25 protein-coding genes and 1 tRNA gene are annotated in these 26,237 nt (G+C 68.5%); 14 read left to right on the top strand and 12 right to left on the bottom strand.

Annotated features, from left to right (window positions below; all coding sequences use genetic code 11):
* Positions 1–11: 11 nt before the first annotated feature.
* Positions 12–734: a hypothetical protein gene (locus CE453_RS12225; protein ID WP_089174837.1), complete on the top strand. Its 723-nt coding sequence runs from the start codon at positions 12–14 to the stop codon at positions 732–734.
* Between the two features lie 41 nt (positions 735–775).
* On the opposite strand, the gene CE453_RS12220 is transcribed toward CE453_RS12225, so the two are convergent.
* A complete protein-coding gene (locus CE453_RS12220; protein WP_089174836.1) occupies positions 776–988 on the bottom strand; it encodes a DUF3126 family protein in 213 nt (70 codons plus the stop codon).
* Between the two features lie 154 nt (positions 989–1,142).
* Here CE453_RS12220 and CE453_RS12215 point away from each other — a divergent pair, with 154 nt between their 5' ends.
* The 3 genes from CE453_RS12215 (at position 1,143) to prmB (ending at position 4,442) form a co-directional block, all read left to right on the top strand.
* Positions 1,143–2,522 carry a serine hydrolase domain-containing protein gene (locus CE453_RS12215; protein ID WP_089174835.1) on the top strand — a complete coding sequence of 460 codons (1,380 nt, stop codon included), beginning with the start codon at positions 1,143–1,145 and terminating at the stop codon, positions 2,520–2,522.
* Positions 2,523–3,092: 570 nt separating this feature from the next.
* Positions 3,093–3,434 (top strand): hypothetical protein, encoded by a 342-nt coding sequence (locus CE453_RS12210; RefSeq protein ID WP_089174834.1) that lies wholly within the window; start codon positions 3,093–3,095, stop codon positions 3,432–3,434.
* A 105-nt stretch (positions 3,435–3,539) separates the two neighbouring features.
* A complete protein-coding gene (gene prmB, locus CE453_RS12205; protein ID WP_089174833.1) occupies positions 3,540–4,442 on the top strand; it encodes a 50S ribosomal protein L3 N(5)-glutamine methyltransferase in 903 nt (300 codons plus the stop codon).
* Between the two features lie 18 nt (positions 4,443–4,460).
* Here prmB and CE453_RS12200 read toward each other — a convergent pair whose 3' ends face one another.
* A complete protein-coding gene (locus CE453_RS12200; protein ID WP_089174832.1) occupies positions 4,461–5,783 on the bottom strand; it encodes a serine hydroxymethyltransferase in 1,323 nt (440 codons plus the stop codon).
* Positions 5,784–5,848: 65 nt separating this feature from the next.
* Between CE453_RS12200 and CE453_RS12195 the strand changes: the two genes are divergently transcribed.
* Entirely contained in the window at positions 5,849–6,808 is a 960-nt protein-coding gene (locus CE453_RS12195) for a LysR substrate-binding domain-containing protein (RefSeq protein ID WP_248308041.1), read from the top strand.
* Here CE453_RS12195 and cysE read toward each other — a convergent pair.
* Positions 6,799–7,647 carry a serine O-acetyltransferase gene (gene cysE / locus CE453_RS12190; RefSeq protein WP_089174831.1) on the bottom strand — a complete coding sequence of 283 codons (849 nt, stop codon included), beginning with the start codon at positions 7,645–7,647 and terminating at the stop codon, positions 6,799–6,801. The genes CE453_RS12195 and cysE overlap by 10 nt on opposite strands.
* Before the next feature lie 187 nt (positions 7,648–7,834).
* On the bottom strand, positions 7,835–8,602 hold the full coding sequence (locus CE453_RS12185; RefSeq protein ID WP_089174830.1) for an alpha/beta fold hydrolase: 768 nt from the start codon (positions 8,600–8,602) through the stop codon (positions 7,835–7,837).
* Between the two features lie 101 nt (positions 8,603–8,703).
* Between CE453_RS12185 and CE453_RS12180 the strand changes: the two genes are divergently transcribed.
* From CE453_RS12180 to CE453_RS12165, 4 genes are all read left to right on the top strand, one after another.
* Positions 8,704–9,693 (top strand): heparan-alpha-glucosaminide N-acetyltransferase, encoded by a 990-nt coding sequence (locus CE453_RS12180; protein WP_089174829.1) that lies wholly within the window; start codon positions 8,704–8,706, stop codon positions 9,691–9,693.
* Positions 9,694–9,791: 98 nt separating this feature from the next.
* On the top strand, positions 9,792–10,043 hold the full coding sequence (locus CE453_RS12175; protein WP_089174828.1) for a zinc-finger domain-containing protein: 252 nt from the start codon (positions 9,792–9,794) through the stop codon (positions 10,041–10,043).
* A 101-nt stretch (positions 10,044–10,144) separates the two neighbouring features.
* Entirely contained in the window at positions 10,145–11,350 is a 1,206-nt protein-coding gene (locus CE453_RS12170; RefSeq protein WP_089174827.1) for an FAD-dependent monooxygenase, read from the top strand.
* A gap of 78 nt (positions 11,351–11,428) precedes the next feature.
* Positions 11,429–11,749, top strand: a complete 321-nt coding sequence (locus CE453_RS12165) for a hypothetical protein (RefSeq protein WP_089174826.1) — start codon at positions 11,429–11,431, stop codon at positions 11,747–11,749.
* 3 nt (positions 11,750–11,752) lie between these two features.
* Here the strand turns inward: CE453_RS12165 and chrA are convergent, their stop codons facing one another.
* The 3 genes from chrA to CE453_RS12150 form a co-directional block, all read right to left on the bottom strand.
* The gene (gene chrA, locus CE453_RS12160; RefSeq protein ID WP_089174825.1) at positions 11,753–13,144 is read right to left on the bottom strand and encodes a chromate efflux transporter; all 1,392 of its coding nucleotides are present in this window, start codon (positions 13,142–13,144) and stop codon (positions 11,753–11,755) included.
* Positions 13,141–13,974: a chromate resistance protein ChrB domain-containing protein gene (locus tag CE453_RS12155; protein ID WP_089174824.1), complete on the bottom strand. Its 834-nt coding sequence runs from the start codon at positions 13,972–13,974 to the stop codon at positions 13,141–13,143. The genes chrA and CE453_RS12155 overlap by 4 nt, the downstream gene beginning before the upstream one ends.
* A 129-nt stretch (positions 13,975–14,103) precedes the next feature.
* A complete protein-coding gene (locus tag CE453_RS12150; protein ID WP_198302382.1) occupies positions 14,104–15,369 on the bottom strand; it encodes a CNNM domain-containing protein in 1,266 nt (421 codons plus the stop codon).
* A gap of 128 nt (positions 15,370–15,497) precedes the next feature.
* Here CE453_RS12150 and CE453_RS12145 point away from each other — a divergent pair, with 128 nt between their 5' ends.
* Positions 15,498–16,151, top strand: coding sequence for a DUF938 domain-containing protein (locus tag CE453_RS12145; RefSeq protein ID WP_089174822.1), 654 nt, complete (start codon positions 15,498–15,500; stop codon positions 16,149–16,151).
* Positions 16,152–16,205: 54 nt separating this feature from the next.
* A tRNA-Leu gene (locus CE453_RS12140) sits at positions 16,206–16,291 on the top strand.
* Positions 16,292–16,311: 20 nt separating this feature from the next.
* Here CE453_RS12140 and CE453_RS12135 read toward each other — a convergent pair.
* From CE453_RS12135 to CE453_RS12125, 3 genes are all read right to left on the bottom strand, one after another.
* A complete protein-coding gene (locus CE453_RS12135; protein ID WP_198302327.1) occupies positions 16,312–16,968 on the bottom strand; it encodes a DUF1190 domain-containing protein in 657 nt (218 codons plus the stop codon).
* Between the two features lie 28 nt (positions 16,969–16,996).
* Positions 16,997–18,562, bottom strand: coding sequence for an AMP-binding protein (locus tag CE453_RS12130; RefSeq protein ID WP_089174820.1), 1,566 nt, complete (start codon positions 18,560–18,562; stop codon positions 16,997–16,999).
* A gap of 119 nt (positions 18,563–18,681) precedes the next feature.
* Positions 18,682–21,504 carry a phosphoenolpyruvate carboxylase gene (locus CE453_RS12125; RefSeq protein ID WP_089174819.1) on the bottom strand — a complete coding sequence of 941 codons (2,823 nt, stop codon included), beginning with the start codon at positions 21,502–21,504 and terminating at the stop codon, positions 18,682–18,684.
* 170 nt (positions 21,505–21,674) lie between these two features.
* Between CE453_RS12125 and CE453_RS12120 the strand changes: the two genes are divergently transcribed.
* The 3 genes from CE453_RS12120 to CE453_RS12110 all read left to right on the top strand — a co-directional run bounded on the left by CE453_RS12120 (position 21,675) and on the right by CE453_RS12110 (position 23,728).
* Entirely contained in the window at positions 21,675–22,277 is a 603-nt protein-coding gene (locus tag CE453_RS12120) for a DUF2239 family protein (RefSeq protein ID WP_089174818.1), read from the top strand.
* Complete coding sequence (locus CE453_RS12115; RefSeq protein ID WP_248308040.1) at positions 22,237–22,707, top strand: DUF1330 domain-containing protein; 471 nt, start codon at positions 22,237–22,239, stop codon at positions 22,705–22,707. The genes CE453_RS12120 and CE453_RS12115 overlap by 41 nt, the downstream gene beginning before the upstream one ends.
* A 127-nt stretch (positions 22,708–22,834) precedes the next feature.
* Positions 22,835–23,728, top strand: a complete 894-nt coding sequence (locus tag CE453_RS12110; RefSeq protein WP_198302325.1) for a DMT family transporter — start codon at positions 22,835–22,837, stop codon at positions 23,726–23,728.
* 21 nt (positions 23,729–23,749) lie between these two features.
* Here the strand turns inward: CE453_RS12110 and gpt are convergent, their stop codons facing one another.
* Positions 23,750–24,259 carry a xanthine phosphoribosyltransferase gene (gene gpt, locus CE453_RS12105; RefSeq protein WP_089174815.1) on the bottom strand — a complete coding sequence of 170 codons (510 nt, stop codon included), beginning with the start codon at positions 24,257–24,259 and terminating at the stop codon, positions 23,750–23,752.
* Between the two features lie 130 nt (positions 24,260–24,389).
* The gene (locus CE453_RS12100) at positions 24,390–26,207 is read right to left on the bottom strand and encodes a methyl-accepting chemotaxis protein (protein ID WP_089174814.1); all 1,818 of its coding nucleotides are present in this window, start codon (positions 26,205–26,207) and stop codon (positions 24,390–24,392) included.
* Positions 26,208–26,237: the final 30 nt, after the last annotated feature.

Here is a 26,237-nt window from a genome sequence, read left to right as displayed (position 1 = left end):
GAACACCGGACATGTCTGCGTCGCTTCCACATCATCTGCCCGGGCACCAGGCCGCAGCGCTGACCTCCATGGTCCGCCAGCGCTTGCGCCGCCAGCCGCCGCCCCTGCCGCGCGCCGATGGCGCCGTGCTGAAGGCGGCATTCGCCATCCTGGTCGTCGGGGCGCTCACGACCGCCGCTGCACTCTACTGGACGCATCGACGCGAGGCGCCGTCCACCGAGCTGCAGCCGGCCCGCGTCGGCGAGGTCGGCCTGATGATCCCGCGGAACCTGACCGGTATCGACGATGGCGACAGCGACCGCAGCCAGCTCGTCGGCATGGCGCGCCTGCGCCTCGCCTGGCCGGATCTCGGCCCGGCCGGGCCGGACAATCGATACAAGCTGCTCATCACCCTGAGCCCGCCCGACAAGGTCAACGAGCCGGCGCGCCAGCTCGCCACCTATGCCCGCTTCCTGACCTCGACGGTCTGGTCGAATCCGGGCGGCCTCGTCGTTCGCGGTTTCCGCAAGGGTTCGCCCTTCGAGGGCGATGAATTCTACGTCTCGGTGCCGGACGGACGCGGCTTCGCGGCGCGCTGCCCGATCGCCACCGGCAATCTGTTCGACGAGCCCTGCCGCGTCACCTTCCAGCATCGCGGCATGGATGTGAACATCCGCTTCCCCCGCGCCATCATCGCCGACTGGGCGGTGATGCTCGGAGGCGTGCGGCGTACGCTCGACGGCCTGATCCGCTGAGCGCGGCGGCCCGATGCGCTCGGGCCATTCCCCAGCGGATCTCAGCCCTCGAGGTCGACGTCGAGGATCGCCATGGTGAAGTTGAAGGAGCGGTCGCCATCCTCGTCGTCGACGTGGATGATGCCGATATACTCCTCGCCCATATAGACCTCGGCCGAGTCGGTCTTCTTCATCCGGGCCCGAACGGTGATGTTGGTGTTGCTGAAGGTCCGGCGCAGATAGTCCTGCAGCTTGGCGAGTTCTGTCTTGTCCACGATGCGTGTCCCTTTCGATTGGCCGGGAGCGATGCCACGCCGGGCCGCACAGGGCAAGCAAAAGCAGCCCGGCCGCCCTGCCGAAACCCGGCTTGCGCCCTGCCCGGCGATCCGTAGCATGCGCCCCACCCCACTCTGAGGACGGATCGCATACATGACGCCCTGGCTTCCCGCCGCCCTCGCCTATGTCGCGAGCTGGCTCGATTTCCAGCGCCGCCATCACGACCAGCCGGGCGTGGCCGTCGCCATCGCGAGCGGCGGCGAGATCGTGCTCGAAGCGGCCTTCGGCAGTGCCGATCTCGCGACGGACGAAGCGCTGACGCCGCGCCACGGCTTCCGCATCGCCTCCCATTCCAAGAGCTTCACCTCGGCCGGCATCATGCGGCTCGTCGAGGATGGGCGCCTGCGGCTCGACGACAAGGTCGGCTCGCTGATCGACGGCCTGCACCCTGAGATCGCCGACGTCACCGTCGGGCAGGTACTCTCCAACAGCGCCGGCCTCACGCGCGACGGGCCGGACGCCGGCCAGTTCCTCGACCGCAAGCCCTATTGCGACAAGACCGAGCTCCTCGCCGACCTCGCCGCCCCGCCGGTCTTCCCCGCCGCACAGCGCTTCAAATATTCCAATCACGGCTTCGCCCTGCTCGGCCTCGTCATCGAGGCCGTGACCGGGTTGAGCTACAGCGAATGGATCACCGACGAGGTCGTGGCGAAGGTCGGCCTGCTCGAGACCAAGGCCGATATCGAGCTCTGGGGGCCGCGGCCCATGGCGAAGGGCCATAGTGGCAGGCAGCCGCTGGGCTACCGTGTCGTCATCCCCGGCGACAATCCCGGCCATGCGATGGTCTCGGCGGCCGGCTTCGTCGCCACCGCCGCCGATGTGGCGCGCTATTTCGCCCAGCTCTCGCCGCATGCCAAAACCTCGATCATCTCGCCGCTCAGCCGCCGCGAGATGAGCCGCCGCCTCTGGCCGGACGACGAATCCAGCCTCGGCCGGCATTACGGCTACGGCACCATCCATGGAGGCGAGGGTGACTGGCGCTGGTTCGGTCATTCCGGCGGCTTCCAGGGCTTCATCACCCGCACCTGTATCTTCCCGGAGCAGGACCTGACGGTCTCGGTCCTGACCAACGCCATCGACGGCCTCGCCCATCCCTGGCTCGACGGCGTCGCTCATATCCTCAAGACCTTCTCCGAGCACGGCGCTCCGCCGCCCGAGACGAAGGACTGGAGCCGCCGCGGCTGGACGCTGTGGGGCGCCGGCGATCTCGTGCCGGTCTCCGACCGCATCCTCGTCGCCAATCCGGCCTTGCTCCTGCCCTTCCTCGACGCCCCCGAGATCACGCTCGACGGGCCCGACCATGGCCGCATCACCCGTGCCTCCGGTTTCAACAGCCCGGGCGAGGCGGCAAGGCTGGTGCGCGACGAGGCCGGCACCGTGCAATCGGTCTGGCTCGGCGGCAGCCGCGTCGTCGACGAGCAGGACATGAAGGTCGAGATGCTGGCCCGCTATGTCGAGCAGGCGCGAGGCTGACGAGGCCAGGCCCATCGGCGCAAGCGCCTTCGCCGCCCGCGCCGATGCGCGGGCGTTTCGGTCGAGGGGCAGCGGAGCGCCGCGAGGCGCAGGTTGTATCGGGCCGCTTCCATTGAGCCAGGATGCGGCGCGGAAGGATTGAGCCACCTTCCGCACGCCCCGTGGCGCTCCGCTTATCGGCGATTTTCAGACTCCGAGCCGCGCTTATAAGGGCGGGCGGGCCAGCCATGCCGTCCTGCGGCCTCAACGCCCCAAAGGGTGCGCCACACCGCGGTGTCGGACAGGGCCGCTTCCGCCAACCCGTCCAGCGAGCTCCTCGCACAGGGATCGTAATGTCCCCAGGGCGGTGCCCCGAAGCCTCCCGGGAGTGGATCGTAACTCCACCCGCAGGCGCCGACCTCGCCCCACCAACGGCATACCTCCGGATGGCTGCCCCTCGGGGACGAGGTGACCCCAGAATAGCCATGCCCCGACAGACGGGGACAAGTTTCCTTTCCCGGCCTGAACGCACGCTGGAATGCCACGCATTCGCCGCCTTCGGCGCGCAGATTCTGCTGCGAGGGCTGGCCGATGCGCTTGATCGCTTCACTCGCCATGGTGCTGTTCCTGGCAGCGGGAGCGATGCCGGTTCGCGCCCATGAGGCTCCCAGCGGCTGGGAGTACCCGTTCTATTGCTGCTTCGATTCCGACTGCGCCCCGATCGAGGCCGAGGCCGTGCGCGAAGGCCATGGCGGCTTCATCATCACGATCGCCCCCGGCAAGCACCCGATGTGGTCGAAGGAACGGCGCGAACCCCTGGTTCTCGAAATCCCTTATGATAAGGCAAAGCAATCGCCGGATGGACGCTGGCATCTCTGCATCGACGATGCCGGCGACCTGCTCTGCTTCTTCGCGCCGCCCGGCGATTCCTGACGCGGATCGGGACACCGGACGCTCCGAGCCTGGCCGCCAAGACCAGCTTGGCGTGATGCCCCGCGGCCCTGTAAGAGGCGGAACGCTCCCAACCGCCCGGATGCCATGACTGCTCTCGACGACCTCCTCACCGTGCGTGACCTGCTGCGCTTCGCCGTCTCGCGCTTCAATGCGGCGGGCCTGAGCTTCGGCCACGGCACCACCAACGCGCTCGACGAAGCGGCATTCCTGCTGCTGGAGGCGCTGAAACTGCCGGTCGACGACATCAATCCCTGGCTCGAGGCGCGGCTGACCCGCGAGGAGCGCGCCCACCTGCTCGATCTCATCGACAGGCGGGTGACCACGCGCAAGCCTGCCGCCTATCTCGTCGGGCGCGCCTATATCCATGGCCTCGGCTTCCGCGTCGACGAGCGCGTCATCGTCCCACGCTCCTATATCGGCGAGATCCTGATGCGTGGCGTGCTCGAATCGGAGGGTCTCGGCCTCGTGCCAGAGCCGGAGGAGATCGGCCGCGTGCTCGACCTCTGCACCGGCTCCGCCTGCCTCGCCATCATCGCCGCCGGACGCTTCCCGCACGCTAAGGTCGACGCCGTCGAGCTCTCGCCGGCCGCGCTCGAGGTCGCCCGCCTGAACGTCGCGGACCACGATTTCGAAGACCGCGTCCATCTCTTCGAGGGCGACCTGTTCGCGCCGCTGAAAGGGCAGCGCTACGACCTCATCATCGCCAACCCGCCCTATGTCACGGCGGAAGAGGTCGCGGCCTTCCCGCCGGAATACGGCAGCGAACCGCAGATGGCGCATATCGCCGGCGCTGACGGGCTCGACATCACGCGCCGTATCCTGGCCGAGGCGCGCAGCCATCTGAACCCGGGTGGCGCGCTGATCTGCGAGGTCGGCACCGGGCGCGCTGCGCTCGAAGCCGAATTCGACCTGCCCTTCACCTGGCTCGATACCGAGGAGAGCGAGGGCGAGGTCTTCTGGATCGACGCGGCGGACCTGCCGCGCTGAGCAGGCAGGCCGCGGCGCTCAGCGCATGAAATGCAACTCGCGGAAGCGGCTGCGGAAGGCAGTCACGTCCTTCGCCACCGCCTCGGCCGGGCGCGAGCCATTCAGCCCCTCGGCGATATAACCCGCGAGCTCCGGCATATCCGCCGCCGTCATGCCGAAGCGCACGATCTCGGGCGTGCCGAGCCGGAGCCCGTTCACGTCGCCCTCCACCGCCGGCAGCGGCAGGCCGATGCCGCAGGAGAGGATGTTGACGGCGCGCAGCTTCTTCGCCGCCGCCTGCCCGCCGCCATAAGGCGCCGCCTCGATGGCGAACTGGTGCGAGGTCGTCATGCCCCGGTCGCGGGCGAAGACCGGCACTTGCCGTTCGCCGAGCGCCTCCGCCAGCGCCTTCGCGGTCTTCGCCATCTCCTGCGCATAGGCGCGTCCATAGGCCTTCCAGTCGAGCAGCGAGACGGCGAGCGCCGCCGATTTCGCCGCGTCGAAATTGGCCGTCAGCCCGGGATAGGCGATGGCGTCGAGCTTCCTGGCGATGGCGGCGTCATTGGTCAGGATCAGGCCGGAGGGCGGACCGCCAAGGCTCTTATAGGTGCTCATCGTCATCAGGTGAGCGCCCTCCTCCAGCGGCTGCTGCCAGCCATGGCCGGCGATCATGCCGGACATATGCGCCGCATCGAACAGCACCAGCGCGCCGATCTCGTCGGCGATGGCGCGGATCTCGCGGATCGGATGCGGGAAGAGGTTGAGGCTGCCGCCGATCGAGATCAGCTTCGGCCGCAGGCGCAACGCATCGGCCCTGAGCCTGTCGACATCGACGGTGTAGTTCACCGGGTCGATCGGCGCCGGATGGGTGACGATGCCGTAGAGTCCGGCGGCGCCCGCGCCATGATGGGTGACATGGCCGCCGATCTCGCCGGGCGGCGCGATGATGCAGTCGCCGGCCTTCGCCGCGACCATGAAGGCGTAGAGATTGGCGATGGCGCCGGACGGGACGCGAATCTCGGCATATTTTGCGCCGAAGACCTCCGCGGCAAGCTCGGCCGCGATCACCTCGATCTGCTCGATCGCCTCCAGCCCCATCTCGTATTTGTCGCCGGGATAGCCGAGCGAGGGGCGCGCCCCGATCCCGGCCGAGAGCAGCGCCTCCGCCTTCGGGTTCATGACATTGGTCGCGGGGTTGAGGTTGACGCAATCGCGCTCATGGATGGCGCGGTTCTCCGCGGTCAGCGCCGCGATCCTCTGCGCGATCGCGTCGAGCGGCTGGCTCGCCGTCTCGCCGGCGATCCGCTGGATGTAATCCTCGCTCGCCTGCGGCACCCAATCGCGCCGTCCCAGTGCCGTCATCGCTTCCCTCCCGAGCCGTCCTGCCAGAACGGCGCCATAACAGCCGTTTGCCCGGCGCCGCGCAAATGAGTATTGCTGCTGAGGAGCCTGAGGAAATCTCACCCTCGACCGGGAGCCTGCCCTTGCCTGTCAAGCCGCCGCGCCCGCGCCTGCCGCCGCTCAATGCGCTGCGCGCCTTCGAGGCCGCGGCCCGGCTGGAAAGCTTCGCCAAGGCGGCCGAGGAGCTGGCCGTGACGGCGGGCGCCGTCACCCAGCATGTCCGGCAGCTCGAGGCGACGCTGGGCTTCCCGCTCTTCAGGCGGATGCCGCAAGGGGTCGCCCTCACCGACGCCGCACGCGAGGCGCTGCCGAAGCTGACGCGCGGCTTCGACCTGCTCGGCCAGGCCGTACAGACGCTGCGCGATGCCGAGCCGCACCGCCCGCTCGCCATCGCCGCCCTGCCCTGCATCGCCCAGCTCTGGCTGTCCCCGCGCCTCGGCCGCCTGCAGCAGGCCTTTCCCGAGTTGCAGATCTCCGTCTCGGCGATGGAGGAGCCGCCGGATCCGCTGCGCGATTCCCATGATCTGGCACTGTTCTACCGGGATGCCACCGCGGAGCCGTCCACGCTCCGGATCGGCCCCGACGCGATCCTGCCCGTCTGCGCCCCGGCGCTGGCCGAAAGGCTGGCATCGCCAGCCGATCTCGCCCGGCAGACGCTGCTGCACGATGCCGTCTGGCGCGGCGACTGGGCGCGCTGGCTCGCTGCCGCGGCGCCGGAGGCGAAGGTCGATCCCGGCCGTGGCCCGGCCTTCTCGCTCTACAGCCTGGCCCTGGAGGCCGCGCTCTCCGGCTCCGGCCTCCTGATGGGGCGGATGAGTCTCGTCGCGCCTTATCTCGCAGCCGGCCGGCTGGTCGCGCCTTTCGGACAAGCTGTCCCGACGGCTGACAGGCTCACCCTGACGCCGGCCACGAACGCCGGCGCGCATGCGCGCCGGATCGAGGTGATGGAATGGCTCGCCGCCTCGGCGCAGGCAGATCAGATATAGGCGCCGCAGCCGGCTTCGAGGATCTGGTCCATCGAGCGCGACGGCTCCGCACAGCCGGCCTCGCCGACGACCTTGGCCGGCACGCCTGCCACGGTCTTGTTGCGCGGCACCGACGCCAGCACGACGGACCCTGCGGCGACACGGCTGCACTGGCCGACCTCGATATTGCCGAGGATCTTCGCGCCGGCACCGATCAGCACGCCCTTGCGGATCTTGGGATGGCGGTCGCCGCCCTGCTTGCCCGTACCGCCGAGCGTGACGCTGTGCAGCATCGAGACATCGTCCTCGATCACCGCGGTCTCGCCGACGACGAGGCCGGTCGCATGGTCGAGGAAGACGCCCTTGCCGATCCGGGCGGCCGGGTTGATGTCGGTCTGGAAGATCTCCGACGCACGCGACTGCAAATAGAGCGCGAAGTCGCGCCGGTCCCGCTTCCACAGCCAATGCGCCAGGCGGTGGCACTGCAGCGCATGGAAGCCCTTGAAGTACAGCACCGGCTCGAGCACCCGGTAGCAAGCCGGATCGCGGTCGAGCACCGCCATGACGTCGGCACGCATGCCAGGCCCGATGCTCGCATCGTCGGCCATCGCCTCGCTGAAGGCCTGCTCGATCAGGTCGGACGTCACGGCCTGGTGACCGAGCCTGACCGCGACGCGATGCGCCACAGCGCATTCGAAGCTCGGCTGATTGAGCACCGAGGCGACGATGAGCGTGCCGAGCGCCGGCTCGGCGGCGACGGCAGCCTCGGCCTCGCCGCGCAGGCGGGCCCAGACGGGATCGAGCCGGTCGAGGCCGGTTGCGGGATCGCGAGCTTCCACGGCGGAGCGCCCTGACGGCATGATCGTTCTCCGGAAAGGATCGTCGGCAGCAAGACAGCCTACCCGCAAGCCGGGCGGCATCAAAGGCTCAAGCCGGACGAAATTGAATCGAAACGGGAGGCAGCGGATTCAGTTTTTCAGGGAACGTCGACAACACATTGGCGTCGCCTGCTTTTTTCCAGAATGCCTCTCAGAGCCCGGAGACTTCTCACAAACGCGCGAGAAAGTCGAGAACCGCCTGCTTGTGGCTCTTGTCGCCGACCGCGAGATTGTGGTCGCGCCCTTCGATGGCGAAGGATTCCGCACCGGGAATGAGCTTCGCCAGTTCGGGACCGGAGCCGGAGACGTCGTCCCTCGTGCCGACGCTGACCAGGGTCGGCACGGCGATCCGGCCGACCTGCGCGGCGGTCAGGGTCTGTCGCGAGCCGCGGATGCAGGCGGCCAGCGCCCTGAGGTCGCTCTTCGTCTGCTCGGCGAAGGCGCGGAACATGCGCTGCATCGGATCGGTCAGCCCATCGAGCGACGGCGCCTCCATCGCATCGGCGATGCCGATCGGCAGTCCGACGCCCTCGACGAGATGGATGCCGAGCCCGCCGAGCAGCAGCGCGTTCAGCCGCTGCGGATGCGCCAGCGCCAGATGCGCCGAGATCCGCGCGCCCATCGAGTACCCCATCACCGCCGCGCGCGGAATGTCGAGATGGTCCATCAGCCGGCGCACATCCTCGGCCATGATCTGCGAGGAATAGGCAGCGGGATCGTAGAGCTTCTCGCTCTCGCCATGGCCACGATTGTCGAGCGTGACGACGCGGTATCCGGCATGGGTCAGCGACTTGGTCCACTGGGTGTTGACCCAGTTGATGACATGGGTCGAAGCGAAACCGTGGACGAGCATCACCGTTTCATGTTTCGGCGCCTCACCGGTGGGCGCGAGATCGATATAAGCGATGTTCACACCGTCGGAGGAAAAGCTCTGCATGGGTCCCGTCGTCGAAATCCGCCTCACTCAGCCATCTTCCCTGCCATGCCGACGCTGCTTTGGGTAGCGGCTGTGGCGCGGCTTGCTTATGAACGACGGCCATGACCGAGCCTGCCGCCGCCACGTCCTCCATGCCGATCCCGGCCTCCACCGCGAAAGGCGGCCGCATCCAGCTCGTCGATCTCGCCCGCGGCGTCGCGCTGCTGGCGATGTTCGTCTTCCATTTCGCTTATGACCTGTCGAATTTCGGACTGATCGAAACCGACATCGCCTTCGAGCCGGGCTGGCGGCTGTTCGCGCGCTGCATCGCCGGCTCCTTCCTCGTCGTCGTCGGCATCAGCCTCGTGCTGGCGACGCGCAAGGGCCTGAACCGCGCGGCCTTCCTGAAGCGCCTCGCCATGGTCGTCGCGGCCGCCGCTGCGGTGACGATCGGCACCTTCTTCGCGATGCGCGAGAACTTCATCTTCTTCGGCATCCTGCACCATGTCGCGCTGGCGAGCGTGCTCGCCCTGCCTTTCCTGCGCCTTCCGGTTGTCTTGGTCGCCCTCGCAGCGGCCGTCGCCTTCGCCTTGCCCGCCTTCGTCGCAAGCCCGATCTTCGAGGGGCCCTGGGTGGTGTGGCTCGGCTTCTCGCATGCCCCGATCCAGACCGCCGATTTCGTACCGGTCTTCCCGTGGTTCGGCTGCGTCCTCACCGGCATCGTGCTGGCCCGTCTCGCCCTGCCCCGTCTCGACGGAACGGCTGCGGCGGCCTGGAGCCCCCGTTCGGCGCCGGCACGAATCATCTGCTGGGGCGGGCGCCACAGCCTGCTGGTCTATCTGGTCCACCAGCCGCTCTTCATCGGCCTCATCATGCTGGCGACGCAGATCGTCACGCCGCTCCCGCCGGACGAACGTGCCTTCCGGGCGGAGTGCCAGCGCAGCTGCACCGGTCCTTCGCTCTCCGAACAGGCCTGCCGGGAGGTCTGCTCTTGCACCGTCGCCGGGCTGAAGCGCGAGAACCTCTGGCAGAAGGCGCTCTCCGACACGCTCTCCGCCGAGGAAGGCACCCGAATGACCCGTCTGGCGCAGGCCTGCCTGCGGGGACCCTGAGGCAAACTGCGCCGCCACCCGGCGCGAACAGCCTCTGGCATCTCGCAGCGTGTCGAGATAGGTTGCGCGCGAATTCCAGCTTTGAAGAGCGAAGAGCCATGGCCGCGACCGGCATTCCGCATTTCCAGAACGACCCCGGTGTCGCCGTCATCCATATCGGCGCGCGCGAGTTCATGTGCATCGGCGCCAAGCCGCCCTTCGACCATCCGCATGTCTTCCTCGACATGGGCGCGGACGCCGAGATCATCTGCCCCTATTGCTCGACGCTGTTCAAATACGACGCCTCGCTGAAGGGCAGCGCCTCCAACCCGCCGGAATGCGAGTATCACGACTCCGCCAAGGCGGCCTGATCCCCGTGACCTGACCGGCCGCAGGCCCGTCGCGCAGGTTCTGAGGGGCACCTGCGCTCCCCAACGGTTCCGCGCACGCCGCCCGATCGAAGGCTTTCGCCGTGACTGCTCCTCACCTCCTCATTGCCGGCGCCGGCATTGGCGGCCTGACGGCGGCACTGTCGCTGGCGCGGCGCGGCATCGCCTCGACCGTCATCGAGAAGCGCACCGGCTTCGGCGAGACCGGGGCCGGCCTCCAGCTCACCCCGAATTCCGGCCGCGTACTCGATGCGCTCGACCTCGCCCTGCCGCTGAAGCGCGTCGGCGTCGCCTCGCATGGGCTCATGATCCGGCGCTGGGGAGACGGCAAGCCGATCGTCGAGATGCCGGCCGATCCGGCGCGGTTGCCAACCCCCTTCCGCCTGCTGAGCCGCATCGACCTGCACACCATCCTGCTCGATGCTGCTCGCGCCATGCCGAACATCCGCTTCATCGTCGGACGCGGTGTCGAGGATGTCCGGCAGGACGAGGCGGGTGTCACCGCGACGCTGGCCAGCCAGAACGGCGGCGAAACGCTGCATGGCCTCGGCCTGATCGGTGCCGACGGGCTATGGTCGCGCGCCCGCAGCCTCACGGGCGACGCCGCCCCGCCGGAATTCACCGGCTACGAAGCCTGGCGCGCCATGGTCCCTACCGCCGCCGCCAGCCTCGCGGGCGAGAAGCCGCGCGTGACCCTGCATCTCGGCCCCCAGCGCCATGCCGTCCACTACCCGGTCTCGAGCGGCAGGCAGATCAACATCGTCGTCCTGCGACAGGCCAAGGAAGCGCGCGAAGGCTGGACCCGCGCCGGCGACAACGCGGTGCTGACCGACCACCTTGCCGCCGGCTCCTCCGCTCTGCGCCAGTTGGCAGGCGCCGCGACCGGCTGGCAGGTCTGGTCCCTGTTCGATCGCAAGCCCGCCGCCATGGCCAGAGGGCGGATCGCGCTCCTTGGCGACGCCGCTCACCCGGTCCTGCCCTTCCTTGCGCAGGGCGCCTCGCTCGCCATCGAGGACGCCGGCGTACTGGCGCGCCTGCTCGCGGAACATCTGGCGCGGGAGGGAGCGGCTGGCGTGCCTGCCGCCATGGCGGCCTACGCCGCCGCCCGCGCCCGGCGCGTCGCCCGCGTTCAGGAGGCGAGCCGGCAGAATGGCCGCAACTTCCATCTCGGCTGGCCCTGGAGCATCGGGCGCGACCTCGTCCTCAAGCGCCTCGGTCCGGACGGCATGCGCAGCCGCTATGGCTGGCTCTATGACTGGCGCGACGCGAGCGGAACGGAAGCGGGCTGAGTACAAGAGTCGCAGTCCCCATCTCGTCAACGCCGCATTTCGTTCCTATCTCTGGGCCCGGGAAGGAATGAAAACGACATGATCCGCGTCAATCTTCAAGATCGGCTCAACGGACGCGCCACGGCGGCGCCGCGCTGGGTAACCTGGCTCGTCATGGCGGCGAGCTTCGTCATCGGCGTCACCCTGTTCCTGGTGGCCGCAAGCCTCGCGCTCATCCTGATTCCGATCGTCGCGGTCGCCGGCGCCATCGCGGTCTGGCGGCTCAAGGCCAAGCTCAAGGCTGCCGGCTTCGATCGCCCGGTCGACCCCTTCGCGGGCCAACGCCCTGCGGCCGATCGGATCGAGATCATCGACGCCGAATACCGCGTCATAGAACCCGGCGAGCCGCCGCGCCGCTGACCCTCAACCGAAACCCTTGAGTACGATGCCCGCCGCCGCGCAGGCGGCGAGCACCGGCATCATGCCGATGCGGAACCGCAGGATCGCGACGATAGCGGCCGCGGCAAGCAGCGCAGCCCGCCAGTCCAGCGACGAGAACACCGGCACATCCGGAGCGAGCCAGACGAGATCGAGGCTGCGCACTTCGCGAAAGAGTGCATGCAGCCCGAACCACAGGGCGAGATTTGCGACCACTCCGACCACGGCCGCCGTGATCGCCGCCAGTGCCGCCGAGAGTCCCGCATTGCTGCGCAGGGCCTCGACATAGGGCGCCCCGAGGAAGATCCAGAGAAAGCAGGGCGCGAAGGTCGCCCACAGCGTCAGCAGTGCCCCGAAACTGCCCGCCAGCAGCGGAGGCAAGGTTCCGGGCGCCCCGAAGCCGGCCAGGAAGCCGACGAATTGCAGGACCAGCACGAGCGGCCCCGGCGTGGTCTCCGCCAGTCCAAGCCCGTCCAGCATCTGCCCCGGCGCGAGCCAGCCGAACCCCTCGACCGCCGCCTGCGCAACATAGCTCAGCACCGCATAGGCGCCACCGAAGGTGACGACCGCCATCACGCTGAAGAAGGAGCCGATCTGCGTCCAGACACTGCCGGCACCGGTCGTCAGCCAGAGCAACCCGACCGGCGCCAGCCAGAGCGGAATCCCGAGCGCCAGCACGCGCAGTGCCCTGCTCGTCGAGGGCTGCGCATGGCCGAGCTCTCCACGCGCGAAGAGGGCATCGACCAACCCGGTGACGGGCGGCCCCATCGCGCCGTGCCGCTGCGTCGCGGAGAACCGGCCGGGCGCCAGCCGGTGTCCGGCCCAGCCGATGAGTGCCGCCGCGAGGATGACGAGAGGGAACGGCATCTTGAACAGGAAAAGCGCCAGAAAGGCCGCCGCTGCCAAAAGCCGCATCGCGGGCGTCTTCAGTGCGCGACGGCTGATCCGGAAGCCGGCCTCGATGACGATGGCGAGCACCGCCGCCTTGATCCCGAAGAACAACCCCTCGATCAACGGGACGTGGCGCCAGGTGACGTAAAGGGCGCTGAGGCCCAGCATCACCAGCGCACCGGGCAAGATGAAGAGAAGGCCCGCGATCAACCCCCCGAGCGTGCGATGCATCAGCCAGCCGATATAGATCGCGAGCTGCTGCGCTTCCGGCCCCGGCAGCAGCATGCAGTAGTTGAGCGCATGCAGGAAACGCTCCTCCCCGATCCAGCGCCGCTCCTCGACCAGCTCACGATGCATCAGCGCGATCTGCCCCGCCGGTCCGCCGAAGGACAGGCAGCCGATCCGCGCCCAGACGCGCGTCGCCTCGGCCAGCGTGGGCAGCTCCTCGGCCGGCGGAGCCGCCATCGCCGATTGCAGGGCGGTCATCGGTGGGGCTCCGAAGCCGGGCGTGCGGAGGGCCAGTTATGGGTTTCTTCGCTGGCGTCCCGGCACCAGCGGTAGAAGGCATCGTAGAGCAGCATGCCGGCCTCAAGCTGGTCGAGATCATGCTTGAACATGCGCGACAGCCCGAGCGAGGCTGCCAGCAGTCCGGCCGCCTGCGGTTCGGCTTCCAGCGTCGCGGTATCGGCGGCCCGCACGATACGGGCGAGCCTGTCGAGTGCCGGCGACGCCAGACCGAACGCCTCGATCATCACATCGAAGGTGCAGCGCGGGCCACGATGGCTCCAGAACACGTTCTCGACGTCGAAGGGCGTGGCGCCGAAGCGCTCCGCCACCGCCTCGACCTCGGTGGCGGCGACGAAGAGGAAGACGGCCTTGCGGTCGACGAAGCGGCGAATGAGCCAGGGGCAGGCGATGCGATCGATCTTGGGCCGCGCCCGCGTCACCCAGACACTGCCGCCGGACGGTCCGGGCGGCGGCAGATGCTCCGGCGAGATCACGAGCCCGCCGGCCTCCCGCCAGGCGAGATGCCCACCTTCGAGGCTTTCCGCAGGGACGCCGACCTGACGCAGCCAGGCTGCCACGCCCTCGCTGAGCTTGAGACCCTGATGGCAGACGACGATGACCCGTTGCTGCTCGGCATAGGCCGGGGCCCATGCCGCAACGGTACGGTAGTCACGGCGCGTCGCCGTGGGCAGGAAGACAGGATCGGCGGCGATGTCCTCGTCGATCCGCACATCGATGATCACCGGCGCATCGGGCCTGCCGATGAGCCGCGAGAGCTGCGCAACCGAAATCTGTTCGTTGGAAGACATGATGCGTCCATCCTTAGACAAGGAAGCTGGACGCGAGCATTGGGCCGAAGCCTCACGGGGTCGTCGCGAGGAACCCCTTGCCAGAACTAGATCATGGAGGCGCCACCGGCGTCAATGCCGGCGGCCGCGTCACTCGATCGGGCTGACCAGGATCTTGTCGATCCGGCGCCCGTCGAGATCGACCACCTCGAAGCGCCAATTGTCCTTGTCGAAGGTCTCGCCGACATTGGGCAGGCGGTTCATCTCGGCCAGGATGAAGCCGGCGACCGTCTGGAAATCGGCGTCACGCGGCATCGGGATGCCGAATTCCGAGGAGAACTCGTCGGCCTGCATCCAGCCGGCGACGAGGTAGGAGCCGTCCGGCCGCGCCACGACCGCGGGCTCGCTCTCCTCCTCCTCCTGGAAGGCACCGATGATCGCCTCGAGCACGTCGCCGGGCGTGATGATGCCCTCGAAATGGCCGTACTCGTCGAAGACCAGCGCCATATGCACGCGGCTGGAGCGGATCTCGCGCAGGACATGCAGCGAATCCGCCGTGTCCATCACGATCGGGGTCTCCTGCACATGCTTGCGCAGCTCCTCCATCGTCCCGCCCTGCGAGAGGAAATCGATCAGATCCTTGACCACGACGACGCCGACGATCGAATCCGACTCACCGTCCTGCACCGGCAGCCGTGAGCGGCGGGTCTCGCGGAGCTGCGCGCGAATCTCGTCGAGCTCGTCGGACAGGTCGATGACCTCGACCTCGCGACGCGGCGTCATCAGCGCGCGCGCCGAGCGGTCGGCAAGGCGCATGACGCCGGCGATCATCTCGCGCTCGTCGCGCTCCAGCACGCCGGCTGTCTCCGCCTCGGCGATGATGGTGCGGACCTCCTCTTCGGTCACCCGCTCCTCGGACTCGCCCTTCTGCCCGAGCAGGGCGAGCACGGTCTTGCCCGAGATGTCGAGCAGGAAGACCAGCGGCGCGCCGATCCGGGAGAGCAGCGACATCGCTGGCGCGACACGGGCGGCGACGCGCTCCGGATCGCGTAGGGCGATCTGCTTCGGCACGAGCTCGCCGAGGATCAGCGACAGATAGGTGATGGCGACGACGACGATGCCGACGCCGAGCGTGTCGGCCGCCGATGGCGAGAAGCCATGCGTGCCGAGCCACCCCGACAGGCGCGTGCCGAGGGTGGCGCCGGAGAAGGCGCCGGACAGGACGCCGACGAGCGTGATGCCGATCTGGACGGTCGAGAGGAAGCGGCCCGGATCTTCGGCGAGACGCATTGCGGTCGCTGCGCCCCTGTTACCCTGATCGCTGAGAACCTTGAGCCGAGCCGGCCTCGAGGAGACGACGGCGAGTTCCGACATGGAGAGCAGACCGTTGACCACGGTCAGCACCACGACGATCAGGATTTCGGTTAACAAAACCAGCCTGCAATCTGCAAAGCCGCGTCATATGGCGGCCTGCTTCCGGCCCCCTTATAGCGTATTGCGTCCCCAAAGCGATGGGGGCGACCCAAGATTCGCGAGGCGTCCTCATGACCACCGCCAAGCCGAGCTTCTGGAAGCCGTCCGAAGCCGCCCATCCCGAGGGCGACGCCCGCCTGCATGCGCCCTCGGCCCAGCGCAACCGGGACGCGATCCTCGCCGTGCTGCGCGACGTTCTCCCCCGGGAGGGCCTCGTCCTCGAGATCGCCAGCGGCTCGGGCGAGCATGTTCTGCATTTCGCACAGGCGCTCCCGTCCCTGACCTTCCAGCCGAGCGACCCGAGCCCGGAGGCGCGCGCCAGCATTGCCGCCTGGATCTCCGAAAGCGGGCTCGCCAATATTCGCCCGCCACTCGAACTCGATGCCAGCGGCGACACCCGGCCCGCGCTCGTCCCGGCAGCGATCCTCTGCATCAACATGATCCACATCGCGCCCTGGGCTGCGGCCGAGGGGCTTTTCGAGAAAGCCGGAGCGATGCTCGCAAGCGGCGCCGTGCTCTATCTCTATGGTCCGTTCCGCCGGCCGGGCCGCCCGCTGGAACCCGGCAACGCCGCCTTCGACGAGAGCCTGCGCAGCCGCAATCCGGAATGGGGCCTGCGCGACCTCGGCGCTGTCACCGCCCTGGCCGAAGCCAACGGCTTCACCGCGCCCGAAATCGTCGAGATGCCGGCGAACAATCTCAGCCTGATCTTCCGGCGCCGCTGACCGGCTTCTGCCGCGCTTGCATCGTGCGCCCCGGCCCGCTACCGCTCGAACCGTGCGGACGTGGCGAAACTGGTAGACGCAAGAGACTTAAAATCTCTCAGCCTTTGGCTATGCGGGTTCGATCCCCGCCGTCCGCACCAAGCTTCCGGTAGAAGCGCCGTCAATGTGGGCGGGTCGGCTTGTACCATTCGATCCCGTCGGGATCGACATAGAGCCCCGGCGGAACGTTCGCGCCGATCGGCTCCTCCTTCATCGGCACGCGCACCGTGTCGTCGCGGTCGCCGCTCTTGGCGGTGGCACCGGAAGACTGCCCCGCATGCCGGTGCGCCCCGCGCCCGACATTGCTGACGAGCCCGACCACGCCCCGCTGCCCTGCGACCTTGTCCTGAAGCTCCGAGACCGGCCGACCGGCGAAAGCGACCACCGTCTTGCCCTCGACCACCGGCAGGGCGCGGGCACCAGTGCCCTCGCCCGTCACCCTGACACCGACGAAACGCGGCACATAGGTCGCGCCGCCCTTGCCGAAGGATTCCCACCCGCCCGCCGAGATCATCTGGGCGCCGCAACGCTTGTGGTTGCGCTCGCACGCTGCGCGCGAGGCATAGCGCGGGGACTTCTGCAGGAATTCGGCCCGCGCATTGCGGTAGGCGAACTCGCACTGCTCGGCCGTGAGCTTGCCGGCCTCGATGCATTCGTCGCGCCGGACATAGACCGCCCCCGGCGACTGCGCCGCCAGATCGGCCGGCCCCGCCAGCGACAGGACGGGGGCGAGCGTGGCGATGCGCAGCGTGGCGAGAATGGAGGCCGGGATCATCATGCGGTGCAACATAATTACAATTGTGGCATTACAGCAGCGATCGGCGTGAGGCGGCAAGCTCGCGCGTCGCGCCATAGTCGATCTTGCCGTTGCCCAGCACGGGAATCGCCTGCGTCACCAGGATCGCGCGCGGCACCCAGAGTTCGGGGAAACCCTGCGCCTTCGCGCCCTCCAACAGGGCCGCACGGTCGGCATCCGGCTTTTCCGTCACCAGGATGAGCTGCTCGCCCTTGCGCGGATCGGGCAGGCCGACGACGACATGATTCTGGTCCGGCCAGAGCTTTGCGATCATCGTCTCGACCGCGGCGAGCGAGATCATCTCGCCACCGAGCTTGGCGAAACGCTTGGCCCGGCCGCGAATCGCGACGAAGCCGTCCTCGATCACAACGATGTCGCCGGTATCATGCCAGCCCCCCTCCGGCGGCACGATCCTGCCTGGCTGCGCCGGGTCGAGATAGCCCGCCATGACGTTCGGCCCGCGCAGCCGCAGCCGCCCGCCCTCCTGGATGCCTTCGACAGGGTCGAGCGCGGCTTCGAGACCCGGCAGCAACTTGCCGACCGTGCCCTCGCGCATCGCCTGCGGCGTGTTGACCGCGATCACCGGCGAGCATTCCGTGCAGCCATAGCCTTCGAGGATCGTGGTGCCATAAGGCTCCCACATCCGCTTCGTCTCGGCCTTGACCCGCTCGGCGCCTGCGACGACGAAGCGGACGCTGGTGAGGTCGTCCTTGTCGGAGGCGCGGGCGTACCCTTGCAGAAAAGTGTCGGTCGCGAGCAGGAAGGTCGCCCTCATGTCGCGGATCAGCTTCGGCACCTGCTTGTAGTGCAGCGGGCTCGGATAGAGCACGACCTTCATGCCGTGCAGCAGCGGCACCAGCATTCCGGCCGTCAGCCCGAAGGAGTGGAAGGCCGGGAGCGGGTTCATGAAGATGTCCCGCTCCGAGATCGCCCCGCCGGCATGGGCGAAGACCTGCCTTGCGTTCGAGACGAGGTTGGCATGGCTCAGCACGACGCCTTTCGGCGTGCCCTCGGTGCCGGAGGTGAAGAGGATCACGGCCGGGTCGTCGGGCTTGGCCTCGTAGCGCTTGTGCACCAGCCCGGGCGCGAGGCTCTGCAACGCCCCCCAGGCCTTGTCGAAGCTCGTCACCTGCTTGCGGACGTCTTCCAGATAGATCACGCGCCGCCCCTCGCCGAGCGCGGCGATCTCCTCGTCGAGTTCGCCCTTCTCGACGAAGCGGCGCGAGGTGACGATGGTCTTGAGCTGCGCCAGCTCCCCTGCCGCCCGCAGGTTCCGGACGCCGGCGGTGAAGTTCAGCATCGCCGGCACCCGCCCATAGGCGAGGAGCGAGAACAGCGTCACCGCCATGCCCTGCATGTTCGGTAATAGCACGCCGACATGCTCGCGCTCCTGTGTCAGCGCCGCGAGCTTGCGTCCGAGCACCAGCGCGCCGAGCACGAGCCGGCCATAGGTGATCGGCTGGCGTTCCGGGTCCTCCAGCGCGACGCGGCTCTTGCCATGCTGCGCAATGGTCTGGAGCAAGGCACGAAAGACGGTAATTCGTGCGGCTGCGGCGTCGAAGGTGGTGGCGGCCATGCCTGGCTCGTCTCCCGGTCGGCGTTTCCTTGGCCGGTCAACGTAGTGGCATCGGCGCGGGTTGCAACGCTTGGCTCGCTCGAAGCCTCCAGCCATGTCCCGGAGAGGATGGGCAGGCGCTACCCGAACGCCCCGATCTCGTGCTGGATCGCGCCCGAGATCTCGCGGATCAACGCGAACAGCTCGCTCATCGGCGTCAGCACGTCGCGATGCAGCGCCTCATAGGTGCCTTCCTCGCGCGGACCGGGCGGCTCGCCGAAATCGAGCCCGATGGTCGGGTCGGGATCGCGCGGGAAGATCTCGGCCAGCAATGCGAGCGAGGCCGGCAGGTCGAGCCTGAGCAGGCGCTCGAACAGCGCCTCGCGCGTCAGCCCGGCATGCGGCCGGAAATCCGGGATATGCGCTGCCTTGAGCCAGATCCGATGCATGGCGGCGAGCCGGAGCGCGTGCAGCGCCGCGAGCCTGACCGGCATGCGCGGGACATCGTCCGCGGTTGCCCGGAGCTTCAACGCATCGGAAGACAGGCGCCAGAACAACCGCCGCAGCGCCGGCGCAAGCTCCAGCCGCGACAGCGCCTCGGCGACGACGAGCAGTTCCTCGCGCCGTCCTTCCTTCACCGTCCGCCGGGCCCGGTCGAACCAGCTTCCCGGGTCGAGCGAGTCGAGATAGGCGCGCAGCACGTCGAGATCGCTATGGCCCATCGCATGGGCGGCGAGCCGGTAGGCCCGGTCGAAACGGTCGGATTGCTCGCGCATCGCGCTGAAGATGTCGGGCGCGCGCGCCGCCGCATGGCCGACGCCGTGCAAGCTGTTCGCCATCCAGCCGAGCTGCTGCAGGATGGCGTTGTTGGGAATGGCCCGCAATTCGCGGGGATGGCGGATACGCGCCGGCCCTGCCCCCTCGGTCTGGCGCGCCGCCGGGCGCGAGCCGGTCTTGTCGAGCAGCGAAGGGCCGAAGGTGCCGATCAGCGCGGCATAGCCGGGATCGTCGACCAGTGCGTTCATCTCCTCCCGCACGGTCTGGAAGAACTCGCTGGCGAAATCCGGCTCGTCATAGATCGGATCGTCCCCGGCTTGCGGTGCCTCGAACACCGCTTCCGCGATCCGGCCGACGGTCGCCCCCGCAAGCTGCGGCGTGCCGAACAGCAGATAGCCGTCGCTGCCCTGGAAGCTGGTCTCGCGCACCGTGGCGATGCCCGCTTTTGCGAAAGCCTGCCTTGCATAGGGTGGGTCGAGATAGGCCAGCCGGTCGGCGAGGCTGTCGGCATGGGCGCCGCGCCCGACCGACTCGCCATGCGTGTCGAAGATGACGAGCTCGACACCGGTGAGCTCGTAGCGCGCGAGCAGCTCGCAGATGCGGATGCGCAAGCGTTCGACCCAGAAGGTCGAGGCGACCTGCCCGATATAGCGGCCGGAATCGGAATAGCCGAACTGGATGCAGAGCCGGCCATGTTGCTTGAGGTAATCGCGAAAATGCGGGCTGCGCAGCGCCTCGTCGATGATGCGCGGCCCCTGCTCCAGCGCATCCGAGGTCTCGAACAGCGGCGAGATCTCGACCTTGTCGGCAATGCCGAAGCGGCTCGCCAGCCACAAGGCGCAGAGAAGCGTGTAACCGGTCTCCGTCTCCGCGATCAGGAAGCGCACCGGCCGCGAACCGTCGACATGCTTCACGATCTGCGCGATCGTCATCATCATCCGCGCCGCCGAGGCCCGCTCGGCCGCAAGCGCCCCGAAATCCACGCCGACCGGCTCGATCTTGCCGAGCGCCGCATTGGCGGCGGCGAGAAAGGCGCGCCGCTCGGCCGGCTCCGCCGGCTCGCCATCGGAGGGGATGACGCCGCGCAGGGCGTTGTGGAGCTGCGAGGCGTTGAGCCGGAAATGCGGCAGCGCGATCGAGACGCCATGCGCAACGACGCCGGCGCGGATCAAGGCCAGCACCAGTCTTGTCTCTTCATCCGGTGCGGCGGCCAGCGCCTCGTCCAGCACCGCGAGCAGGGTCGAGGAATCCGGCATGGCGGTCTCGCGCTCATGCACGAGTGCCAGAGCAAAAGCCTGCAAGGCTTCCAGCGAGGGTTGCGTACCGATCGGCGGAGCAAGCGCGAGCTGCCGCCGGACGGCGTCGCGCGCTTCGCCGACGCGCTTGCGCAAAGCCTCGGTCGCCGCCACCTCGGGCAGTTTTTCGAGAATGCGGGCGAACTGCCCGTCCTTCGACTCCAGCCGATAGCGCAGCGTGTCCCACCAGCCGATATCGGTGCGCCCATCCGTGTCGCAGCCGACCCAGGAGGCGAGAATGATCGGACGCGGCGCCAGTTGCACCCAGTCCTGCGGCCAGCGGCGCCGTGCCTCGGCGAGGAAGGCGGCATTGAGCCGGTCGATGGCGTCGCGCGCATGCCGAACGGCGAAGCGCGCCTGCTCGAACTCGTCCTGCAGGGTGATGCGCCCGTCGGGACGGAAGCTGAGCTGTGGCTCACCGATGACCGCGCCGGCAGCGGCTTCGTCACCCGAAGCGAGATCGGCCAGCGCATGGACCAGCCGGCGCTGCATGCCGAAGGTCGGGTGGGCGGTGAAGACCGCGCCGAAGCGCGGCCGCTCGACCGCCGCCCGGAAGGCCGCGAAGGACGTAGCGCCCTCTCCCTGCTGCTGGGCGATCGCGTCGAAAGCCGCAGCCTCGTCCTGCTCGAGCCCGACATAATGCGCGAGCCGCCCTGCCCGCTGCCGTAGAGCCTGGCGTCCGAGCAGGCGCACCAGCTCGCCCGCGGCTGCGATGGAAAGCTCGCCGGAATCCATCAGGCGCGTCAGCCACAGCGTGACGCGCAGCACCGGATTGCCGAAAGGATCGTCCCGCGATGCAAGCCGCGCCTGCTCGATCTTGTCCTGCAGGTCATCAGCGAGGGCGGCGATGTCGATGGCGGGAATCTGCGCCAGTGCAATGGGTTGTTCCATGGCGGCTCGCCTCCCGAGCAGGCCTCTGAGCGGAAGCCCTTCTATTCTTGCTGCATTGCAGCATCCCTTGCTGGGCAGGGCAAGCCCGTCCGCGCCTTAATATTTTTACCCGGGCAATATTGTCAAGGAGCGGATCGCGCGCTAGAAGGCGCGGACTTCAGGAACCGACCATGACCGATCTGCCTCTCCGAACCTGCTCAGCCTTCCAAGGCGACGCCCGCCTCGCCGGCGGACCGCTACCTGATGTAGCGCTCGCCGTGAAAGCTGCCCTTGTGGCTGACCCGACCGCGACGATCCTCGTCTTCGACGACGAAACCGGTCGTGCCATCGACTTCGATCTGCGCGGCACGGCGGAAGAGATCGTGGCACGGCTGGCCGTGCCCACCGCAGCCAACGCGACAGGACAGACCGAAGCGCCGACCGAGCGCGGCCGCGGTCGGCCGAGGCTCGGCGTCGTCGCGCGCGAGGTCACGCTGCTGCCGCGCCACTGGGGCTGGCTCGCGGCCCAGCCGGGCGGTGCCTCGCAGGCGCTGCGGCGCCTCGTCGAGGAGGCGCGCCGCACCGATGGCGGCCGCAGCCGGGTCAGACAGAAGCAGGAAGCGGCCTATGCCTTCATCTCCGCCATGGCCGGCAATCGCGAGGGCTTCGAGGAGGCGTCGCGCGCGCTCTTTGCCGGCGACGCGGCCGGATTCACCGAGCACAGTCGAAGCTGGCCGGACGATATCCGCAGCCATGCCGAAAACCTCGCGGCCGATGCCCTGCGAGCCGGGTGAAGCGATGCGAACCTATCTCGAACCCAGCTGGGAGGCCGGGCGCGACCTCGTGCGCCGCAACCTCTCCGGCGAGGTGGTGATGCTCAACCTGCTGCGCCTGCGCCCCGTCGCGGATTACGCCGCGACGCCGGAACTGGCTCCCGACCAGCCGATCAGCGGCGCGGAAGCCTTCGACCGCTACGTGGCGCATACGCGACCGCATCTCGAGGCAAGCGGCGGCGCACTCCTCTTCCTGGCCGAGGGCGGCCCCCACCTCATCGGCCCCGAGACCGAACGCTGGGACCGCGTCATGCTCGTACGGCAGAAATCCGTACAGGATTTCATCGCCTTCGCGAGCAACCCTGACTATCTCGCCGGCATCGGCCATCGCACGGCCGCGGTGGAGGATTCGCGGCTGCTGCCGCTGGTCTCGCGCTCCGTCGAAGCCTGACGCGGCCGCCATCGGCATGACGCGGGGCCGGGCCGCGCGAAACGCCATTGCCTCTGCCGCAGGCCAAAGGCATAGCGCCCGGCAACCGCCTTGCCCGCTGCCCCACGAGCCTGACAGAAGCCGCATCATGAGTTCCCGCGCGCAATGGCTCGGCATTCTGTGCGGGCTCACGACCTCGCTGATCTGGGGCGTGCAGGCCGTGGTCTCGCGCCATGCCATGCTGACCGGCCTCTCGCCGGCCGACGTCACGATCCTGCGCTTCGTCGCGGCCTCCGCCGTGCTGATCCCCTGGGCGGCGACGCGCATCCGCCCCTTCCCCGTCGGCTCGCTTGGCTGGAAGCGCGCCTGGTTCATGGCGCTGCTGGTCGGGCCGCTCTACAGCCTGATCCTGGTCGGCGGCGCGTATTTCGCCCCGGCGCTGCACTCGTCGATCATCTCGCCGGGGCTGATCCCCGTCTTCACCGCCGCGCTGGTCTTCCTCGTCACCGGCGAGCGCGCCGGACGGATGCGGCTCGCCGGGCTCGGCCTCATCGTCGTCGGCATCGCGATCTTCTCCCGCGACGCGCTGATGGCGACGCCATCCCGGCCGGATGCCTGGATCGGCGACCTGCTCTTCGTCCTGATCGCCATGATGTGGTCGGTCTTCGGCCTGCAGGCCCGGCGCTGGGGCGCGAGCTCGATCGAGGTCACGGTGGCGTCCTGCGTGCTCGCCTTGCCGCTGCTCGGCATCGTCGCGGTCGCCCTGCCGGTGCATATGGCGCAGGTCCCGCTCACCGAAGTGCTGCTGCAGGCGGTCTATCAGGGCGTTCTCGTCGGCGTCGTCGCGCTCTATCTCTATGCCCGCACCGTCGCGATGCTGGGCGCCGCGCGGGCGACGCTGTTCCTGCCATTGGTGCCCGTGGTCACGGCGAGCTGCAGCGCGCTGCTGCTGGCCGAATACCCCTCGCCGGCCGAGATCGCCGGCATGGCGGTCGTCATCTCCGGGATGCTGGTCGCCTTTCGCTCGCCTTCGACAGGCTGAAGCCCAGGCGACGGAAGCCGCTCAGCCCTGGTGGCCCTTGGCGATCGGCTCGACATAGGAGAGCCCCATGTCCCAGGGAAAGTAGATCCAGGTGTCCTGGCTGACCTCGGTGACGAAGGTGTCGACCACGGGGACGCCGGCCGGCTTGGCATAGACCGTGGCGAAATGCGCGTTCGGCAGCATCTCGCGCACGACGCGGGCCGTCTTGCCGGTGTCGGTCAGGTCGTCGACGACCAGCACGCCCTTGCCCTTGCCGTCACCCACCGCCTTGATGCTCGGCGCGATGTCCTTGAGCACCTTCAGCTCGGACTGGTTCTTGTAGTCGTGATAACTCGCGACGCAGACGGTCTCGATCAGCCTCAAGCCGAGCTCGCGGCAGATGATCGCGGCCGGAACCAGCCCGCCGCGGGTGATGCAGACCATCGCCTCGAAGGGCCCCTTCTCCGCCAGCCGCCAGGCGAGGGCCCGCGCGTCGCGGTGGAACTGGTCCCAGGAAACCGGGAAGGCCTTGTTCGAGGTCGGTTCGGCCATGGCGGAGCGCTCCGGACTGATCGCGGCGCCAGAGGCGCCTGTTCCAGACCGAAAACCCTATTGCGGGGCCGCTGGCAAGACCCGGATGCACGCGATCCCCAGCGGCGCCCCTGGCAAAGCCGGCCCGATCTCAGAACTCGGCCCAGCCATCGCCACCACCGCCGCCGGCGGCAAGGCGTCGGACCGGGGCCGCCGCCGGCCTTGCCGCACCCCTGGGGCTCCCCACGGCGAGCGCCGCCGGACGGACGAGATGCGGAATGGCCGCCCGCCGCTCGCCACCGAGGCTGAAGGCCGCGACCATGGCCGTCAGCGCTTCCGTCTCCTGCTTGAGGTCGCGCGCGACCTTGGCGCTCTGATCGGCCAGCAGTGAATTCTGCTGCGTGATCTCGTCCATATGCGCGACGGTGCGGGCCATCTCATCGATGCCATTGGCCTGCTCGGTCGTGGCCTGCGAGATCTCGCTGACCGTCACGGCTACCTTCGATGCGGCATCGACGATCTCGCGCAGGGTCGTCCCGGCATCCTTGACCAACCCGACACCGGCTTGAATCTGCTGCGCAGAATTCGCGATCAAGGTCTTGACGCCATTGGCGGATTCGCTGCAGCGGGCGGCGAGCGCACGCACCTCCGTCGCCACCACCGCGAAGCCGCGGCCGGCATCGCCGGCGCGGGCGGCCTCGACGGCGGCATTGAGCGCGAGCAGATTGGTCTGGAAGGCGATCTCGTCGATCATCGAGATAATCTCGGAGATGCCGGAGGAGGCCTTCTCGATCCGCCCCATCGCATCGACGGCCTCGGTCACGATCGCACCGCCGCGTGCGGCGACCTCGCTCGCCTCGTTACCGAGCTGCACCGCCGCCTTGGAGTTGCCGGCACTGTGCTTGACGGAGGCCGCCAGTTCCTCGGTGGTCGCCGCCGTCTGCTGCAGGCTCGCCGCATTGGCTTCGGTGCGCTCGGCGAGTTGCTGGCTGTCCGAGGTGATCTTGAGCGACGCCTCGTCGATCCGCACGGAAATGTCGCGCACCGAACTGACGACCTCGGCCAGCGTATCCAGCAGGTCGTTGACCCCGGCGCAAAGGGTGGCGACCTCCCCGCTCTTGCCTTCGAGCGGCACGCGCCCGGTCAGGTCCTTGCCCTTCGCCCGGGCGATCGTCTCGGTGGTTTCCTTCACCGCGGCTTCGAGCTGCTTGCCCTTGAAGGTCGCGGTGATGTCGGTGGCGAACTTCACGACCTTGTACGGGCGCCCCTGCGCGTTCAGGATCGGGTTGTAGCTCGCTTGGATCCAGATCTCCTTGCCGCCCTTGCCGATGCGGCGATACTGCCCGGCATCGTATTCGCCACGGCCGAGGCGCTCCCAGAAGGCCTTGTAGGCGCTCGACTCGCGCTCGGCCGGGTCGACGAACAGGCGATGATGCTGCCCGAGGATCTCGGGCAAGGCATAGCCGAGCACGGCCAGGAAATTCTCATTGGCATGCAGGATCCTGCCATCGAGATCGAACTCGATCACGGCCTGCGCCTTGTCGATCGCCGCGCGCTGGCCCTCGAGATCGGCAAGACGGTTTTTCTGCTCGGTGACGTCGAACGCAGATTTGATCACGCCGACCGGCTTGCCGCCCGCTCCGATGATCGGGTTGTAACTCGCCTGGATCCAGACCTCCCTGCCGCCCTTGCCGACGCGAAGATACTGACCACGCGCGAACTCCCCGCGGCGCAGATCATCCCAGAACTGCTTGTAGGCCGGGGTGTCGCGTTCCTCGGGAGGCATGAACAGGCTGTGATGCTGCCCCTTCACCTCGGCCAGCGAATAGCCCATGACGTCGAGGAAATTCTCGTTGGCATCGACCACCTTGCCGTCGAGATCGAACTCGATCACCGCCTGCGAGCGATTGATCGCCGCGAGCTGCCCCGCCACATGGCGGCTCGACTTGAAACCGGAAAATAGCGACATCCATACCCCCCAGGCGCCCCTGCGGCAGGA

Source organism: Bosea sp. AS-1 (assembly GCF_002220095.1).
Taxonomy (GTDB): Bacteria; Pseudomonadota; Alphaproteobacteria; order Rhizobiales; family Beijerinckiaceae; genus Allobosea.
The sequence above is the reverse complement of the archived record's forward strand: the minus strand, read 5'-3'. Positions and strand labels throughout refer to the sequence as shown.